This window comes from Bacillus sp. 05T21 (genome assembly GCF_056396785.1).
Genome location: NZ_JBFTMD010000008.1, coordinates 45,563 through 63,391, shown reverse-complemented (window position 1 = coordinate 63,391; position 17,829 = coordinate 45,563). Strand labels below are relative to the sequence as shown.

Annotated in this window: 17 protein-coding genes and 1 pseudogene; 8 read left to right on the top strand and 10 right to left on the bottom strand. The window is 31.2% G+C overall.

The genetic code is table 11. The features are described from left to right. Positions 1 to 1,069: 1,069 nt before the first annotated feature. The 3 genes from AC1DKZ_RS16415 (at position 1,070) to AC1DKZ_RS16405 (ending at position 4,090) form a co-directional block, all read left to right on the top strand. Positions 1,070 to 2,311, top strand: coding sequence for an MFS transporter (locus tag AC1DKZ_RS16415; protein ID WP_476996614.1), 1,242 nt, complete (start codon positions 1,070 to 1,072; stop codon positions 2,309 to 2,311). Between the two features lie 346 nt (positions 2,312 to 2,657). Then, positions 2,658 to 3,314 (top strand): hypothetical protein, encoded by a 657-nt coding sequence (locus AC1DKZ_RS16410; RefSeq protein ID WP_476996613.1) that lies wholly within the window; start codon positions 2,658 to 2,660, stop codon positions 3,312 to 3,314. 395 nt (positions 3,315 to 3,709) lie between these two features. Beyond that, complete coding sequence (locus AC1DKZ_RS16405) at positions 3,710 to 4,090, top strand: DUF4878 domain-containing protein (RefSeq protein ID WP_476996612.1); 381 nt, start codon at positions 3,710 to 3,712, stop codon at positions 4,088 to 4,090. Between the two features lie 40 nt (positions 4,091 to 4,130). Here the strand turns inward: AC1DKZ_RS16405 and AC1DKZ_RS16400 are convergent, their stop codons facing one another. Together AC1DKZ_RS16400 and AC1DKZ_RS16395 are read right to left on the bottom strand one after the other, a co-directional pair. Further along, entirely contained in the window at positions 4,131 to 4,583 is a 453-nt protein-coding gene (locus AC1DKZ_RS16400) for an SMI1/KNR4 family protein (protein WP_476996611.1), read from the bottom strand. 12 nt (positions 4,584 to 4,595) lie between these two features. Continuing rightward, positions 4,596 to 5,828: a WXG100 family type VII secretion target gene (locus tag AC1DKZ_RS16395; RefSeq protein WP_476996610.1), complete on the bottom strand. Its 1,233-nt coding sequence runs from the start codon at positions 5,826 to 5,828 to the stop codon at positions 4,596 to 4,598. A 614-nt stretch (positions 5,829 to 6,442) separates the two neighbouring features. Here AC1DKZ_RS16395 and AC1DKZ_RS16390 point away from each other — a divergent pair. Beyond that, positions 6,443 to 6,787 carry an SH3 domain-containing protein gene (locus AC1DKZ_RS16390; protein WP_002166946.1) on the top strand — a complete coding sequence of 115 codons (345 nt, stop codon included), beginning with the start codon at positions 6,443 to 6,445 and terminating at the stop codon, positions 6,785 to 6,787. Positions 6,788 to 7,063: 276 nt separating this feature from the next. On the opposite strand, the gene AC1DKZ_RS16385 is transcribed toward AC1DKZ_RS16390, so the two are convergent. Beyond that, positions 7,064 to 7,228, bottom strand: a complete 165-nt coding sequence (locus tag AC1DKZ_RS16385) for a hypothetical protein (RefSeq protein WP_000346799.1) — start codon at positions 7,226 to 7,228, stop codon at positions 7,064 to 7,066. A gap of 387 nt (positions 7,229 to 7,615) precedes the next feature. Here AC1DKZ_RS16385 and AC1DKZ_RS16380 point away from each other — a divergent pair, with 387 nt between their 5' ends. The 3 genes from AC1DKZ_RS16380 to AC1DKZ_RS16370 all read left to right on the top strand — a co-directional run bounded on the left by AC1DKZ_RS16380 (position 7,616) and on the right by AC1DKZ_RS16370 (position 8,888). Further along, complete coding sequence (locus tag AC1DKZ_RS16380; RefSeq protein ID WP_476996609.1) at positions 7,616 to 7,951, top strand: hypothetical protein; 336 nt, start codon at positions 7,616 to 7,618, stop codon at positions 7,949 to 7,951. A gap of 169 nt (positions 7,952 to 8,120) precedes the next feature. Further along, on the top strand, positions 8,121 to 8,579 hold the full coding sequence (locus tag AC1DKZ_RS16375; protein ID WP_219375194.1) for a hypothetical protein: 459 nt from the start codon (positions 8,121 to 8,123) through the stop codon (positions 8,577 to 8,579). Positions 8,580 to 8,669: 90 nt separating this feature from the next. Further along, complete coding sequence (locus AC1DKZ_RS16370; RefSeq protein ID WP_476996608.1) at positions 8,670 to 8,888, top strand: hypothetical protein; 219 nt, start codon at positions 8,670 to 8,672, stop codon at positions 8,886 to 8,888. 1,070 nt (positions 8,889 to 9,958) lie between these two features. Here the strand turns inward: AC1DKZ_RS16370 and AC1DKZ_RS16365 are convergent. Together AC1DKZ_RS16365 and AC1DKZ_RS16360 are read right to left on the bottom strand one after the other, a co-directional pair. Then, positions 9,959 to 10,289: pseudogene (locus AC1DKZ_RS16365) on the bottom strand (DNA-binding protein); the annotation flags it as partial. Between the two features lie 15 nt (positions 10,290 to 10,304). Next, positions 10,305 to 10,664, bottom strand: coding sequence for a zinc-finger domain-containing protein (locus AC1DKZ_RS16360; RefSeq protein ID WP_002166948.1), 360 nt, complete (start codon positions 10,662 to 10,664; stop codon positions 10,305 to 10,307). A gap of 233 nt (positions 10,665 to 10,897) precedes the next feature. Here AC1DKZ_RS16360 and AC1DKZ_RS16355 point away from each other — a divergent pair, with 233 nt between their 5' ends. After that, positions 10,898 to 11,941: a tyrosine-type recombinase/integrase gene (locus tag AC1DKZ_RS16355; protein ID WP_354656528.1), complete on the top strand. Its 1,044-nt coding sequence runs from the start codon at positions 10,898 to 10,900 to the stop codon at positions 11,939 to 11,941. 184 nt (positions 11,942 to 12,125) lie between these two features. Here AC1DKZ_RS16355 and AC1DKZ_RS16350 read toward each other — a convergent pair whose 3' ends face one another. The 5 genes from AC1DKZ_RS16350 to AC1DKZ_RS16330 all read right to left on the bottom strand — a co-directional run bounded on the left by AC1DKZ_RS16350 (position 12,126) and on the right by AC1DKZ_RS16330 (position 17,821). After that, positions 12,126 to 12,281: a hypothetical protein gene (locus tag AC1DKZ_RS16350; RefSeq protein ID WP_000721838.1), complete on the bottom strand. Its 156-nt coding sequence runs from the start codon at positions 12,279 to 12,281 to the stop codon at positions 12,126 to 12,128. Beyond that, a complete protein-coding gene (locus AC1DKZ_RS16345) occupies positions 12,278 to 13,501 on the bottom strand; it encodes an AimR family lysis-lysogeny pheromone receptor (protein WP_476996607.1) in 1,224 nt (407 codons plus the stop codon). Before AC1DKZ_RS16345 ends, AC1DKZ_RS16350 begins: the two co-directional genes overlap by 4 nt. Before the next feature lie 240 nt (positions 13,502 to 13,741). After that, positions 13,742 to 14,281 (bottom strand): DUF7018 domain-containing (lipo)protein, encoded by a 540-nt coding sequence (locus tag AC1DKZ_RS16340; protein ID WP_476996606.1) that lies wholly within the window; start codon positions 14,279 to 14,281, stop codon positions 13,742 to 13,744. A 51-nt stretch (positions 14,282 to 14,332) separates the two neighbouring features. Beyond that, positions 14,333 to 15,976 (bottom strand): peptide ABC transporter substrate-binding protein, encoded by a 1,644-nt coding sequence (locus AC1DKZ_RS16335; RefSeq protein ID WP_476996605.1) that lies wholly within the window; start codon positions 15,974 to 15,976, stop codon positions 14,333 to 14,335. 888 nt (positions 15,977 to 16,864) lie between these two features. Beyond that, positions 16,865 to 17,821 carry a CBASS cGAMP-activated phospholipase gene (locus AC1DKZ_RS16330; protein WP_476996604.1) on the bottom strand — a complete coding sequence of 319 codons (957 nt, stop codon included), beginning with the start codon at positions 17,819 to 17,821 and terminating at the stop codon, positions 16,865 to 16,867. Between the last annotated feature and the right edge of the window lie 8 nt (positions 17,822 to 17,829).

Sequence of the window (17,829 nt, the reverse complement as noted above, 5' to 3'; positions counted from 1 at the left end):
GTTTCGTACATATCTTGCATAAATTCAAGAATATTTTTGTTCTTAGAATTTTGTAGGATCTGAAACACCATAATTCCCCATTTTCTTTTTGGGGATTTTATTAAGACTTCTAAATTACATTTAAGAGGTTTTAGATTTATATGTATTTTCATATGATTAATTATTACTGTTTTAAAAATCATTCAAACCTATATTTTCAATTACAAATCTTAAAAATCATCTAGTTTAATAAATTCCATAATTCTTAATACTTTTACGCATGATTCTATTAAAAACGAGAAAAGGGTGCCGAAATTAGCGAATTACTTGTTACGATACAAAACAAACAATAATTAAAGATTCCTCGATTTTTTATCAAGCAACAAGGAATTCTTTCGTGTAAACAAGAATTAATCGATTTAGAACTTATTCAAAGTTATAAATAAAGCCTTCCAGTGATTCTTATAGCCCCAATTCTTTGCGTTTTATTAAAAAAGTTTGATTGAAATCCAAATGCTACGAATCAACCAGTTATTTTTTAAACAATCATACTTTGGAAGTGAGTTTGAAATTTCAATACTCTATTCTCATAAAAATCCTTCAAAAAATTATTGATTCAGTTTTTTAAAGAAATCGCAAATAATACCGTTTTTTTTTGATTTTGTGGCATAATCAAACTTCAAGAAAAAAAGATTAGAAAAAGCGTGGGTAAACAGGAAAACAGGTTGAAGAAATAGTAATGCTAAAAGCATATATTGATTTTGTCTCAAATGACACCTATTTATCAATATAATTCAGGCATTTATAAGGTGCTTAGTCTAATATTAAGAGACCTTAACAACTTTCCTCTCGAATTTTCGTTATGTTATTTGATGTCCCATATAGCTGTACGAGGAATAATACGCCTAACATTCCAAATGGATTTTTGAATGGTTTTAAACGGACTAATAATTTAAAACTAGCTGACAAAAGCAGAAAAAACAAGGATTTACAACAGTATTAGGGGTAGATGTAAATTGAGATTTATCTATAGAAAAAAATTCAAAGAAGCATCTAATAAAATATATTACATATCTAGTGGGTGAATAATTTGATTAAAAAAATGGAACTCTTCTATGGTGGATATATTAAAATTTTCCAAAATAAAGATTATAAAAAACTATTTTTAATAAATATTTTTATGACAGTACTTGCATCTATGCTGGCACCTGTTTTTCCCTTATGGATTATGGAGGTTGTTGATGTATCCCCGTCTTTTGTTTTTTTTATGTTAGGAGCAATTGGAATCGGAAGTTCTATAGTTAATATTTTTATTGGCCACTTAACAGATTTAATTGGTAAAAGAAAACTGATTATTGAAGTGAAAATAGCTTTACAATGCTTACGAGCGTTACTTTTTAGTTTTTTCCCTTATACAACGGTAATAATAGTCGCTAGTTGTTTAACACAATTTTCAAGTAGTTCTCTTATTTTCGCAGTCTTAGCAGATAAGATTAAAGACAATAATGATGAAAAGAACAAAGGAAGTATTAATTCTACTATTCGAGCAGGTATCTCTTTGGGATATATTGTAGGACCTTTTATAGGAATATCTATTGTTTCTTTGGTTTCATATTACTATTTCTTCATCATATATGCCCTTTTAAACATAGGGTTGTTAATTGCTATACACTTTTTCATTAATGACTCTAATAAGTTAAAAGTGAAAAAGAATGATAAAGATAAGAATAACAATATTGAAAAAAGAAGAAACTATATAGGTTTCATTCTAATAACACTCCTTCCGATTTTTTTATTTATAGGATGTCAGACTAACAGTACATTATTGTCTCTTTACGTTGACAGTATAGCTGGCAAGTGGATGTTAGCTCTAATATTTGGCGTTGGACCTTTATTTGAAATAATTACTTTTCCGATAGTAGGAGTGTTAACAGATAAGTTTGGTACATCTAAAACCGTATTTTTGGGTATACTAGGCGAAATTTTATATTTTATAATGTTAGCAATGACAACTAAAATATGGATAGTTATTATCGTTCAAATATTCAGTTCATTTTATGTAGCAGTTATATTTAGTAGTTTGATGATGTATGTTCAAGATCAGTTTAAAAATCGAATTGGTTTTTCATCATCGCTTTATTTTAGTTCCATGGGTATTTCAGGCACAGTAGGTAATATTTTAATGGGATCAACAATTATGGCCAAAGGGTATAATACTAGCTTTTTAATCTTAGCAGTAATAACATCACTTGGACTTTTAACATTCTTTATTTTAGAGTATTATAAGTATTACGAATTAAAAAAACATAAAACAACTCAGTTAAGCTCATAGCAATCTCTTATTTACGTTTATACCCTCACTTGTTGTTTATTCGTTTAGTGAAGTGTTATTTATCAAAAATTAAATAACTTTATTTTACCTCCGTCTCAATTTTAGGACGGAGGTATGCGTGTTTTAGGTTTTAATATTTAATGATTTTATTGTCGTTCTACATGGGAATATTTAAATTCTTTATACATAGCCTTTAAAAAAGCAGCAATATCTACTATGATTGGCGTTGTATGAGTTTAACTTGATAGCGATGGGGTACGACTATATACGACTAAAAAATAGTTATCAATACCCATTTAATTTAGTATATTCGTATATATAATAAATTAGAAAGCGGGTTGATAATATGGTGAAAGAAAAACAAAAACAAATTATAGATTGTATTATGGAAAAATACGGTTTTGAAAACTATGAAGTAAAACCTCTATATGAATGTAAAAACTGGTGGAAGCGAATATCCAATCAAAGTTGGTGTGATTATCGCGAAAATGGTAAGACTGTAATATATTTAAAAGAAAATGAATTAAATAACCTAGAAGATATCATTGTTGCAGCACACGAAGCATCTCATGTAATAAATTATCAAAATGGTAAAACAAATTTCAAGAAATTGAAATTATGGAATAAAATTTGTTATGCTGCATTCATTTCTGAAATTATCGCATCTATTCTATTTGTGGTGTCTATTTTCTATCTGTATTTTAATTTAAGTATTTTTATATTATTTAATTTTTACGTTTGTTTAGCAAGTTTTTGTATAGATAGGTACTTCAAAATGTATATAATTGATGAAAATAATGCTGATAGTTTAACGGAAAGAGAGATTCAGCCATTATCAAGTGAATTGCAGATTGACGAAGATTCGATGAAGAATCGTATACAGGAGCGTATTGAGTGGCCAAGAAAATCATGTAGAACATATTTTTTTGCAAGCTTAATTATCCCTGCAGCTGCAAGCCTGCTATACTGCTTTATAGTTTGTCTTTCTATATTTTTTGTATAATATAATTATGTAAACAACGTTTCTTGAACAATGAAATCACTATCACTACATCAAAATTAAAATAAAAGCCCTCCTACAATTAGGAAGGCTTTTATCTTTCATATAAGTGAATCCGATTTTATGATTTTGAAAATGAATGTCGTCTGTTATACCCCTATAACGTAGACTGATCAGAGCATGCTCTGACATTAATATTATACTAGTGTATATAATTGAAATCAAAATTATAGTAATAGGTAGATTCCCCCTACTTTCGTTCACTTTTAATACCTTTTATATCATAAAAATAATATCTAAAAATATATAGTTTTACGATTTTAATTATTATATACTTATACAAGTAATTTAGCCCTTTTTAAGAGTTAAAATTACGTTATATATAAGGAGTGGTTTGAATGAAGAACAAATTAACGCGAATAATTATGTTAATGGTGGTAATAGCTTTATCAGTTACAGCACTTGCAGCATGTGGAAATAATCGTGATCCCGAAGAAGTTGCTACAGCATATTTTGAAGATGCAAAAGACGGGAATGTAAAAGATTTCGGAGAGTTATTCACTCCAGAAGCGAAAAAAATAGTTGCTTTTGTGGGTGGAAATGCAGAACTAATGAAATCAATTAGTGAAGACCTTAAAAGCTATAAGATTAGAAAAGTTGAAGAGAAAAATGAAATTGCTACAGTAACGGTTGATGCTGTATATAAAGGTAATCCTAAAAAGGTAATCGTAATTGGACTAGAGAAAACGGACGATGGTTGGAAAATTAGTAAATCATAGAAAAAACGGTCTATATTTTATAGGCCGTTTTTTATTTTCTTCAATCTTCGTCTTCGAAATCACGAAGACTATCAAGTAACTGTTGAAATGTTGAACACACAGGGTAAATTGATTCCTCAATTCCCTCTTCCTCGTGATCCCAGAATACAATTATAGGTGATTCAGGGTTGCTACGATAGTCAAAACACAAATGATTTCCAAATGAGTCTTTACCAAAAGGATGTATATTACTTGGTAATCGGTCTTTTATATCTTCGTAAACTTTAATAATTGAATTTCTACTTTCTAAATCAAAAGTCAAAAGCTTACTAAATACATTTTCATCCTGTCCAGGTATATCAAATATTTTAGGTCTTGGATAACCACCATCATATTTTTTTACACATTTTATAAAATCCATAGGAAATTTAATATTAAAATATTTTTCTACTTCCTGAATATTTTTATCTGTAATTTCTTTTTTATTTACCCCAATCCAAGTAACATTATTCACATATACTCCTCCTTATTTATCGCTGTCTTTTCCCCAAATTTTATATCCACCAGTGTGACCTGTTTGTCTATGTACCTCATACTCAACGAGTTGCATTCGTCCTGTTTCCTGATGATGATGCCAAGTGAATCTGTCAGGTACCTCGCCTAGCTTAAATAACTCTATTTCTTCTTCTGTGAATTCTGCAGCTAACTTAGGGTCTTTCATTATTTGTTCGTATAATGCTTTACTACATATTCTATCATGTGTTGGTCTAGATTTTTTTAAATCAGCTTCTTTTAATTTAACTTCAGAAACGGGTTTAAAAATAGGGAAACCATCTAAATCATACGGAATTCCTGTAACTGGATGTTTATTTCCCGCTAACTCACCCAATCTTAATCTTATTGTTTTCGGACCATTTGGCCCCTCATAAGTATATGGAGCTGCTTTCCGCAAGTACTGTTGAATACTTCCGACTCCCGCATATGAAAGATGATTTCCAGCTTTGAATTCATAGTTGTTTAATATATGTAATGCATTTCTGTATGCCGGAGAATTAATTACAAGTGATTTTCCTTTAGTAAAACCTGTAATAGCAGCTACCTTCCCAACTTGTCCTGCTTTACTAAGACCCTTATCACCCAGAAGTCCGAGTCCTAACGTTGCTATACCATAAGCTACATAATGCTCTCTACTTTCCATATCTCCATTCCAAAGATTGTTTACAAATGAATCTGATAGAGCATTCAATGCAGCAGGAATAGTTTCCTCATAGTTTACAATCGCATCTCGCATATTCAGCCAGGTTTCTTTATCACCTAAGGATATCAGTCCTTCCCACGCATCCACTGCACCATCTATAAAACCGGTAGAAATACCAGTCCATGCAGCATTTAAATCCTTTGTATTCAAAAATGACTCTTCTGATTTTGGAGGAAGTTTTCCACACATGGCTCCTTCTTGAATATCAGAGTCAACTAAATTTCCGCCATACAACTCATCGGCTTCTCTGAACTTAACAGCTGCACGTTCTAATTCTACTGCAATTTTCTCTAATTCTTGTAAAACATTAAACATCATTGGCTTCGTGTCATTAAACATATAATAGAATCGATCACTCGTTGCACCACTCCACTGAGAGGCTATGTATTCTGTTTGGTTATATAAATCTTTATGTATACACTCTAGCGCTGATCTCGCATCTCTTACGGTTCTTGCCGATTGTTCTAATTGTTCCGGTGTTACCTTAATTTGTGTGCTCATTCCATCCCTTCTTTGCAGATATATTATGAAAATTATAACATATCTAATATCAATACTAGTTTATCTTTTAAATATTGCGGTGGCTTTATAAAAAAGATTGATAATTTGTAATAAAGTTCGATAATTTTAAAAAAAATTTGATAAAAATAGTTTAAATGCGATGTATGTTCCTATTTCATTTTGTCTAGACTATGAAAAAATTGTACTTTTCCAAATCAAAAGTAAAAACGTAAGCGTCAAATATTCCCCACCAAAAATTTGTAAATAATCTATGAGATAATCTCCTTACATATTACGTGTGGAGTTTTTTATATGAAAAGACACCTATTAATCTTTTGTAACAAAACAGATTTTTGACTGTTTTAATTTTATCAATTTATGTTCGAATATTTAAATAATAAATTTTTATACTTCTTTTGTATAAATTTTTGCATTCTTTATATATATATCAATTGTAAAATTGTTGCATTTTTGTAAATAGCGAATTATTATGCAGAAAATGAATATTTTGTATTTTTTTGTCTATAATTATATGTTGAACTCTTCATATAACGAATATACAATTTAAGTTGATAAGAGGGAACTCTACAATAATATTGAAGGGGATGTTTAATATGAGAAAAATGAAAAGAATTAAAGGGGCAGCTTTAGCTTGTGCAATCGGTTTAAGTTCATTTAGTTTTATTAACGTAACAAGCGCTAGTGCGGCAGAAAACACCTATGCCACATCAAATAAAGCAGCTAAGGGTCTTGCAGTCTGTGACGCACAATATGAAAATACAAAAGTACGAACTGAAGCAAGTACTAGTTCAAAAATAGCGTATAATGTTGCTAATGGAACTAGATTTACTGGTGAATGGGTAAAAGGACGAACTGTCAATGGAACTAATCAATGGTTAAAATTTTACGACTCAAACTGGAAAACCCATTTATACGTTTCAAAATCAGTATGTAACTAAGTACAAAATATAAGAAAAGGCACTTCATCAAGTTCCCCCAATAATTTTTTAGGGGTCTTCGTATATGCTTTAAATGGAAGTATGATCAGCTTGTTTATTGACCAAAATATAAATATATGGTATGTTTACTGTAAATTAGATATATATTGAATGCATACTCAATATATATAAAGTATAGTACTTAACTGAATTGTATAAACTAAAAAAGACGAGATGCTGTAACATCCCGTCTGCTATGTAACTGCTACTGTAAGGTGGTTGGTTGCAAATTTTTAGTTATTTTCTTTTTGAACCACCTTTTGTCTTGCTGGACGCGGTGGTTCTTTTACGTTTATTATTACTTTTAACTAACTTATTTGCATAAGCAGTTGCATAAGTTGTTACGAATACTGTTAAGAATAGCTTCGTAGCATCTTGTAATAATTGAAGTAAAAAATCCATATCGGTTACACCTCCTTTCCCTCTTAAATTAAGAGAAAGAAAGGGTACAACCTCCCACCACACGTCTTCAGTTACTAACTGATATTATACCATAATCCCTATAGTATTAGGATATTATTAAGGTAACACTATTAATTTTGACAGTAGCTTTGTAGAATATCCTTTAATATATCAATTAAATTATATATAACATTAAAATGTTTTGTTTTAGTAAAATGCTAGAAAGGAATATATATCATGACATTCGAAAAAATGAGACTGCTATTGAAAATATACGGTTTATTAATTTTAAAAAGGTACTATATTTTTCAATTTAAAAGAGAAAAACAAGATAAGTATGAACGTATATCCCCTGCGCTTGTAATATCTAAAGAAAGGAAGATCCATATGAAATTTAAGCCTGATGCTTTAGCTGAGTTTCATAAGGGTATAAACCTCGTAAAAGATGGGAAAATAGCGAACGACCTTGTTCGATTATTTCTAAATGAACTAAATTTAGAGAAAATAAAAGTTAATAAAACTAGATACACAGATTATTCCATGCAAGTAAGTCGAATAATGCTATTAAAGGTAATTAGGGTATTAAGCAAGGAACTGAAGATTCAATATATTGATTCGAAGACATATGGTTGTATGTCCCTAGAACAATTAGAGCATCTAAAGGAAAAAGTTAATAACAGCCATTTAGATGTACTTATAATAGGGGTACAGCCAACGTACTAACATAAAACCCACGCTAAGAATAAGAAAGCTTGATATAAAAAGATTTCTAGCATAACAAAAGGATTGTGATAAATAATGTTACGAATTATTTATGATACAGTATTTTAATCAGTTATTAGAATGGTATAATATTGTTATATAAATTAAAGGAATCTTTAGAGGGGTTTATATGAGGTATAGGAGATATAAAGAAAGTCGTTTTGCAAAGTTCAAACGTAAATTTTCAATTGAGCTAGATTATTCCACATTAAGTTTAATTCGTATGATTAAAGAGCTTTTGTATCCATACTACAAAATAATATTTACAAGAAAAAGCTTGATATTATTCACTATATTTATTTGTATGATCCCTTTTTTAACTGAAGGGTATAAAAGCTATAAAGAGTATTCGATTGAATATGATAAAGATAAGGCTCGAGAAATGATTAGTAATTGTAACAATCCATATGCTTTTTGGCAAGGCGTTAATGGGAAATCATGTGATGATGCCCGAAAAGTACTTTATGGTGAAGAAGCTTTTTTAAAGATGAAACGTCTTTTGGTTAGGACTGGTGAAATAACAGAAAAGGATTATTTATACCATCAATATAAAAGAGAAATGGAAGAAGAATACGGGAAATTAAAATAAAAAGGACTTAATCAATTTTGGTTAGGTTCTTTTTATTTGTTTTTTAAGTAGAATAATCTGGTTTTTGCATTACCCAAAATGGATTAGCGTGTGTTTTATGTCATTTGGTTGGCGGGACCCCTAATAGAAAAACAAGTGAAAATAAAGAGACAAATAAAAGCAAGATTACGCTTAATACCACTAGATAAGCTCCAAACTCTACATGAACAATTAAAAAGTGGTAAAGCTGAAGAGAAAAAGAAAGCAGCAAATATTATTAATAGAACCCATAAAAAAGTGGAAGTGGCAACAACAAGTATATACATGTAAAAATGATATTAAAATAAAAAAGAACTAAGGTGTATATATAATTATCATACCTGAGTTCTTTTTTATATTTTGTATCTTAAGATGTATGCTGATGCTATACATCAATTAGTTTACTATAATCATATTATGACAAATTATTTCTTGGATCATGATATGCATTTAATAAATACATATTATGGTCCTCTTTCGAACAGACAAACGTAATTAAGTCATTTTTATGTTCCATGATTTATTTTTGGAATTTTCACGATATGACCTTGTATCTATAAGGGAAATGAAATTTTCATAGACTATCACTGAAAAAATGCTTTTCAGATTTGTATTTAAGATAGATAAACGGACAAGTTAATACATTTGTATGCATTGTGATAAAACGCGTCATATAATCCTTTTAAATGCCTCAAAATAAAAATGCGTGATTTAAAGAAAAAACCACATGAAAATATGCAGTTTTTAAAGTAACTATTATTCTATTTCTGATTTCACTTCTTTATGGATAATGTCTTCTAAATATTTCTTATATCCCTTGTACCCTTTTTTGTCTGCTTTCTTCTTAGCGGCTTCTACCACCTCTGCATTCAAATATAAACTTACATGTTCTTTGTCATCTGTTAGTTTTATTGCGTCATTTTTATGTTGTAGAACACCACAGATTAAACAGCTATTGAGGACCCTAAACATATAGGATTCATAAGGAATAGTGCCTAGCTTACATTTCATAAAGTACCCCTCATTTTTCTTAGAAACAAGGACATTTGACATACCTAAATGCGAGATTACATACAACATCACATCATATGCCGTATACAAAGGGAATAAGAAAGATAGATCACCTGGTCGCGTAATCTTCTTTTTTTGAATAGCGTCCTCAGAGAAATGATTTGACATTACCTCTTCCGGAATAGTAATCTGCTCGTTATGTGAGTTAATACCGAGTCGTTTTTCAGTATCAATCACTCTTGCTTCCTGGTCGTTAAATTCAACCATATCAAATAAAAGAAGATTCTTGGAATGTAACTGTAAATGGTCATATAATCTTTTATTTACCATTCCTACCTCATTCATTTTTCTTTTAAACTCTTCTAAATCTTTAAGGTGATATAGTCTTTCAGTTGTTTTACCTTTTGCTACTTCTTTAAATGGCAAGGAACCTTCTTTTGCAGCATTATGTACGTAAGTTCTGGATTTTTGTAAATATACAGCTGCATTTTTTAGAGATAAGTAGTCCTTATATTCCTCCGCAAGTTGTTGCGCATCTTCCTGTTCAAAGCGATATCCCCCGTCAGCTTTCCAGGTATCTCGATTGATAGGTTCAATTTTCTTGTACTTAATTAGGTATCTCAATTGATTCCTACTTAAGTTTGCTTGTTCGCATACTTCTTCAAATGTCTTATAACCCAAATTAACACCTCATTTTCACGTGCTGTCTACCTTCGTTTGATTCCTTCTTCGCAATTCATATTTCGTTATACCTAGTTCCTCTACGATTAATTCTATAGGATATTCTTTATACTGCAAATACTCATAAGGATTATCAAGGTATAATTCCCTTACTTTATTAAAAGTATGCTGCTGTGATAAGGATTCTAATTTTTTGCCCCATGCCCGAATTGCATCATTTACGGGACAACCTACACATTGTATATTATTTCTTTGCTTTCTGCATCTACCTTTTCTTTTTTTATTAATATTTTCATTGAGTAGCGGACAATTCATACAGTATGTTGATTCAAGATAGGAAATTTCATTAATAATTTCTTTTCGCGTATATTTCATACGTGTCCCTCCTTTACTTTAAATTCAGAAAGTGCAATTGCTATAAAATAGTTAAATGAACTATTTACCAATAAAACAATTATAATAAAAAGTAAATAGATAGTAAAATAATTAAATTAACAATATAACTATACACCACAATAAATAACCTGTTTATTGTGGTATAATAAGAATCATAAAAATTTATATAAAATATTTGTGTGTCTTTTCATTCTATTAAAGGGTGTGTAAATTTGAATATTATAAATTACGAACATAATAACCACATTGTAAAATCAAAATCAGATTTTTTTGATAGCAGTCAGTTTGAAAAAATAATGGGTATGGGTATCCGAAATATTGATTACTCCAAATTAAGTGAAGAATCATTGGTTTACTTATTTTTACATGACGAACCTTCTTTAACAAAAAAAAGAAGTGAACGAACAAAAAAGATTTATCTGCATGATCTGTCTCATTTTCTTCGCTACATAAAAGAAACAATCGGAACCATTCACGATTTATCCCATAATGAGATGGAAATCTACTTCTATCAACTAAGTAAGAAGTATGCTGCCACTACATTACGTCGAAAGAAAACGGTAGTCCAGCAGTTTCTAAAATACGTTTATGACAACAATGGTCTCTCAGATGACTATAGTAGTCGTCTCAAAAAAGTATCTGTAAAAAAAGAAGAACTGGTCAACCGTGACCTCTTTCCTGAAGAAGTAAATGAAATACTAGATACACTGAAGAAAACAAATTTCTTTATGTATTCCTTGTTTTTCCTTCTTACGACTACTGGACTCCGGATTGAAGAAGTTGCTAACGCAAAATGGGCAGATCTTGTATTCCATTCCTCATTAAATGCTTATCTCTTGCGTGTAGTTGGGAAAGGAAATAAAGCCAGGGAAGTTCGTATTTTTGAAGATGTACTCGACGATATCTGTCGCCTTCGTCAATTGCGTAAACAAACAAGTGAATTGGACGCCTCTAGTACATCTGCTTTTCTACCTAAAGCCGATGGCTCTTACTATAGGGCCGACTACTTATCAAAATATGTAGCAGAAAAGATTGAAGAAACAAACTTACCATTTTTACGTTACCGAAAGGATAGAATTACTCCCCATACCTGCAGACACTTCTTTGCGAATCATTTGATGGGAAAAGGTGTCGAACTTAAGAAAATACGTGATTATTTAGGACACGAATCTATTATGACGACGGAACGCTATTTAAGGGAACGTACAAGACGTCAAAACTTGGCCACAATAGATATAGGAAATTCATTATTTTAGTAAGTATATATAATAGGAAGAATCTCGATTTTATAGTTTAAAATACTGATTCAGATATAGTTATTAGTTTGTGAATCTTTCACAAATATTTCTCGAATTTCAAAATCGATATTTAGGAAATATCCCTAAAAACAACAAATGCGATTGCCTCTATTGAGACAATCGCATTCGAATTATTTAAGGGTTAACCCATTCCACTTCCAGGGTCACCCATTCTAGCTAATAATTGTTCTGAATCTTTTTTCACTAAATTGTTTGGTTGCTCTTTACTACCAGCAGCGGTGTAAACAATTCCTGCCGCCAAAACGATACTTGTTAACACAAATAATATTTTCTTCATATAGCACCACCTTCGTACATTATACCATTTCTATTAAATTCTACCACTATTTTTCTAGGGAATCTACAATAGAACCTATTACCAGCACACTCTAGTAACACAATCGACTTTTCAATTAATGAAATATCATTCTTTGCTATTCCTAAATAACAATATTGCATTGGTGTTAGCATACCATTTTTCTTTTCTAAATCACTCAGGATCTCAACTGCATTTTTGAAATTCCCCTTAATAATCTCTAAAAAAGCTTTTTCCGCAGTATGATATATATCTATATTCTCTAATTCTTGTTTATTAACTAACTTAATAAAAGCATACGTGTTAAGAATTGATTGCTTTCTTTGTTTTTCCCTTTCAAAATTACAAGATCCTAACTGTCCTAGTGCCTTCTTCATATACCAAGATGCACTATTATAGCAATCAAAGGTATATGACTCTGCTATATACGCAAATGCTGATGCTCTTAAAAGATGGAAACAATCTTTAGGATCTTCTATTGCTAAAATCTCCTGACATAAACTCCTAGTCATTTCAAGATTATCTTGTACTAAATAGGCATACGCTAATCCTTCTTGAATCCTACCTAAATAAGATGACTTAATAAAACTATCAGTAATTGCATCTACATCTGGAAGTAACATTTCAGCATATTCGAACAGAGAATTATAGTTTTCTAAATCATACATAGTGTAGTAAGTTAATATACCACATAAGACCTTCATCTCGTTTGTCTTAATTATCTTACTCCCTTTATGATCCTCAAGCTTAGATAACAATTCCTGCTTTTTAATTGTTCCATTACTTCTAAGCAATACTAATTCATATACATAAGCCCATTCTCTATTGATTGCGAGTGAGGACTTTCTCTCTTGTTCTACTAATAGCTTAAGAAGTGATAAATCACCTTTTGCATTGGCGTATTCCATGGCAATCCTCAAGTTTATCTTGCTTGTTGTGACAGAACAGAAGATGTGTAACATCATTCTTTGTTTATTAATATCACCCGCATATAATATATTAAGTAATTTAATTAAATTCCAAAATCCAAATTGATTTTTCCCAGTTAAATTCTTAGAAAGAGTTCCAGGAGAAATACCTATTATTTTAGCAATATCTTCTTGGTTTTTTCTTTGGAAATCAATTTCATCAATAATTCTACCCAAGAATTTGTTTAATGTTTGTTCTAAAATTTTATCTTCTCTCTTAATCTTTTCATTCATATTATTTTCCCTTCTAATCTAAAAAAGAATTCCTCAATACCTTTCATTATATTAGTTAAACCTAATGTTAGTATATGGTATTTTATCATAATCATATCAAAATTTTTGTTATTTGTAGTCGGGATAACGGGATACCTGTATATGCAATTGTGCATAAGTGTATTAAACGGCAAACTAAAAGGAGTCGAATATATCGACTCCTTTTTCCCTACTATACTCTTTTTATCTTTTTTTCTATTATTATTCTTTTTCTTTCTCTTTTTGCGTTGTACCTAATTCCTTGCCGTCTCTTACATCTAAAATTTGATAACCAGCTTTTATATACAAGTCTGTTGCCTGTTTGTACTGATTTATTCCATCTTTAAATGTATAACCTGTAGTATCGTCCATACCCAAAATTAGTTTCGTTGTAGCTAACTCAAATTCATCCATCGCTCTTACAAACTTCTTTTGGGGTAACGTATATTCAGAATCAGGATCTAACTCCTTAAAAGCCTTGGCTACTTTTCTTAACCCCATAATTGCTTCATCAAATTCTTCTTGCACTTCATATAATGTAGGATCTTTTTCAAGGACTTCCCCTACCTTCCCCAATGCTTTGTGCATATCACCAGTTAAAACCTTAACTTTCTCCACGTACTTAGTTTCCCCTGACTCTTCACTCGTCTCCTTGTCTATCTTTTCTTCTGATGCCTTTATTTCCGTTGTTTCTTTTGTTGACGTACATCCTCCCAATAGTAATGTTATAGGGATTGCCATACTGATAAGTTTAAGCTTCATTTTTTAATCCTACTTCCACTCTCTATTTTTTGACTTCATTATATTCCAAATTTATTTCTTAACTTCAGCCCATTTATAGTTAAATTCCCCACCAAAATCATTTGTCACAATGCCTTTTACTGAAGAACGCTGTAAGTATGATCTGCCTGGTTGATAGAAAGGTGCGACTGCTCCATCTTCTAATAATATTTTCTCTGCTTGTTTCATTGCTTCCCAGCGAGCTTTTTCATCACCAGCAAGATTAGTTTTCACTTGATGAATTAGTTCATCATATGCCTTATTTGAATACTTATCAAAGTTATAGCTACTATCTGTCGTGAATAAATCTAAAAATGTGATAGGATCAGGAATATCGGGACCCCATACATCAACACCTAAATCGTAATCACTATTCAACAGCAACTGAATTTGCTGTTTGCGTGGCTGCGGCTTAACATTGATTGTTAACCCCTCTAAATTCTTTTCTAGTTCACCCTTTAAATACTCCGCACTCTTCTTGGCTAACACATTATCACTTGTTAGTAATTCTAGTGTTGCCTGCTCTTTCCCAATTTCTTGCTTTGCTTTCTTCCAGTTTTCCTTCGCTGCATTCACATCATCTTTTACTAAAATTCCATTTTCTTTTCGGAAGTCTTTACCGTCCGATCCTTTAGCGAAATCAGCTGGTATAAAACCATCCGCAGGAAGAGAACCATTGTTTAACACTGTATCTACAAAGGCTTTCTTATTCATTGCCTGACTGATCGCCAAACGAGCATTTTTATTTTTTAACACATCATTTTTTTGATTCATACGTAAAAACTGAACAGTGACTTCAGAACGTTCTTTGAAGTCAGGATTATTTCTATATTTATCTACAAAATCACCTGTTAATCCTACACGGTCAAGTTGACCTGCTTCATATAAATTTATTTCCGTTGATTTATCTTTCACGATATCAAAGTTGACTTCGTCTAATTTCACTGTTTTAGCATCCCAATAATTCGGGTTCTTTTTCAACTGAAAGCCTTGTTCATGCTTCCAATTATCCAATGTGAATGCTCCGTTATAAACCAATTGATCTGCTTCTAAACCATACTGCTTCCCCTTTGATTCAAAATACTTCTCATTAATCGGTAAAAACGTTGCGAACGTTGTCAAATCTATGAAATAAGGGACAGGTTGCTCTAATTGCACCTCTAATGTTTTATCATCTATTGCTTTTACCCCTAGCTGATCTACAGGTAGCTCTTTACTATTAATTTTCTTTGCATTCTTTATATCAAAGAATAAAAACGCATATTCTGCCGCTGTATCAGGATTCACAGCGCGTTTCCAAGAGAAGACGAAGTCTTCAGCTGTTACAGGTGTTCCATTTGACCATTTTGAATCCCTTAGATGGAATATGTATGTTTTTTTATCTTCACTCACTTCATAAGATTCCGCTACTGCTGGTATTGGCTTATTTTCTTCCCCCAACGCATACAAACCTTCAAACACGTTTTTCATTACATTCATAGATTCACCGTCAGTTGCCTTAGTCACATCCATAGTTGGAATCTCTGCAATATACGGTAAATGAATGGATTTTTTTGTTTCATTCTTTTCAGTTGCCTTTGCTTTATTTTTTGTCTCTTTTTCTCCACTACTACAAGCTGTTAGTAGCAGACTAGCTCCTATAATAGAAGCTATAACCGATGTAACTTTTTTAAACATCTTACGTTCTTCCTCTCCATATGTACGGTTCACTTAATCAGATTATCTATATATTGAATTTTAAAGACTATAAGAAGAGAGATTTCCTTTCTCTAAAAGTATTCCGACACCTTTTCTCATCATATATGTAGTATCTAAACATTAAACCTCTTATTACTTTACCATTAAAACCGTAGCATTCTAGAGATTATTGTGTCAATCACTAAAATTTATTTTTAATTAGTTATTATTCTTTTATAAAAAAGTTTGATTATAATAACATTCTTCAAATCCTGGAAAAATAAGTTTTCTGTAAACAAAAAGAACCATAAGATTGCCGAAACGTTTTGGCAATCTTATGGTTCATATCACACTCATATTTGTGAGCTCTCTGCCCATTTTGCTGTGGGAGATTGAACAGGAGAAGTAGAACCTTTGATAGCGTTGGGTCCCCACCATACCTTCTTTCATTAGCTGTGTATGCTACACTCTACAATATCAACTAAGTACAATGGATTGTTAAAACCAAATGCGTCAGTAACAACTAATGTCTTATTTATTGAATCTAAAATTATACCAAAAGGTATATGAGGTTTTTGAAGTGTGCCGAAAGTGTATTTTTAACCTTTTGAAGTATGTATTTTAATAGGTTTTATATATTCCCAAAAGGTGTACCTTTTGGGACATTTTTATAAAACAACTATTCAATTATTTATCCAGGGTTAACAGTTAAACCAATAGCAATTTTGAAACAATAAAAAAGCTATCTAATTTTTAGATAGCTTTTGATTTAATAACTATGTAGAATGCCTAGATGGTTATATAATATCCAGGATTAACTTACGTGATTTGAATAATTCCTCCTTAGGACGATGAATTACCGTATACACAATACAACTTTAAACTTTTTTATTCACTAAAGAATTGAGTGCGGATGTTACCTTTTTCAAAGGAATCTAGAAACTTTTGATTTGCCTCATGTTGTAGTCTTGCTAGAATATTGGATTCCGTATTATCTAACTTGTAATTTACACCTGTTTCAAAATCTATACGGGATAATCGATTACCGATTAAGTAACAAGCTGTATAAAATGCACCCTTGGATTGTGCTTGCATTGTAAAATCAACTAAGTTTGTTCCCCATGATAAAATACCACCTCTTATAGCATGTTTGTTATCAACCTCATATAAACTTGTTCCAGTTCCAATAGAGAGAACTTTAATTTGATCCAATGAATAGCCCAACTTAACAGCTTCAGCAATGGCAACCAATACAGGATTATTTGCCCATAATCCCCCGTCAATTTTACATTCATTATCATCTATAACCGCTGCAGGTAGATAAGTCGGTGCGGCAGATGTTGCTAAAGCTATTTTCCATATTTCAATATTACCATCTTTAATAAAATGTGGATGGTGGGGTGTTTTATATACTTTCGGACTAGCTTTTTGATGCTCAATTGAAGGTATACAAACCATAGTATTAACTTCTTTTAGTAGTTTGTCCCCAAAAGTTTCTTGTAACACCTGAATTAATCCATCATTTTCATAGTGGGAATCTTTAGAGAAAGGAAGTATCGTTCTTCTGTTCCCAAATATATCCTTACCTCTCTTAAGATATAATTCCAAAATGTCTTTGGCTGAAATGTCATTTGCTAATCCTAATGCAATTATTCCCCCTGTAGAAGTTCCAGCGATTAAATCAAAATATTGATGAATTGGTTTGCCTACCTGCTCTTCGATGTCAGATAAGTATTTTGCTGGGAATACTCCTTTCATACCCCCTCCATCAATAGCAAGTATTTTAAATTCATTCTCTTTACGTGGTGTCCATTTATTTTTTTTTACGCTTTCCCAGTCAATCAATCTATTAC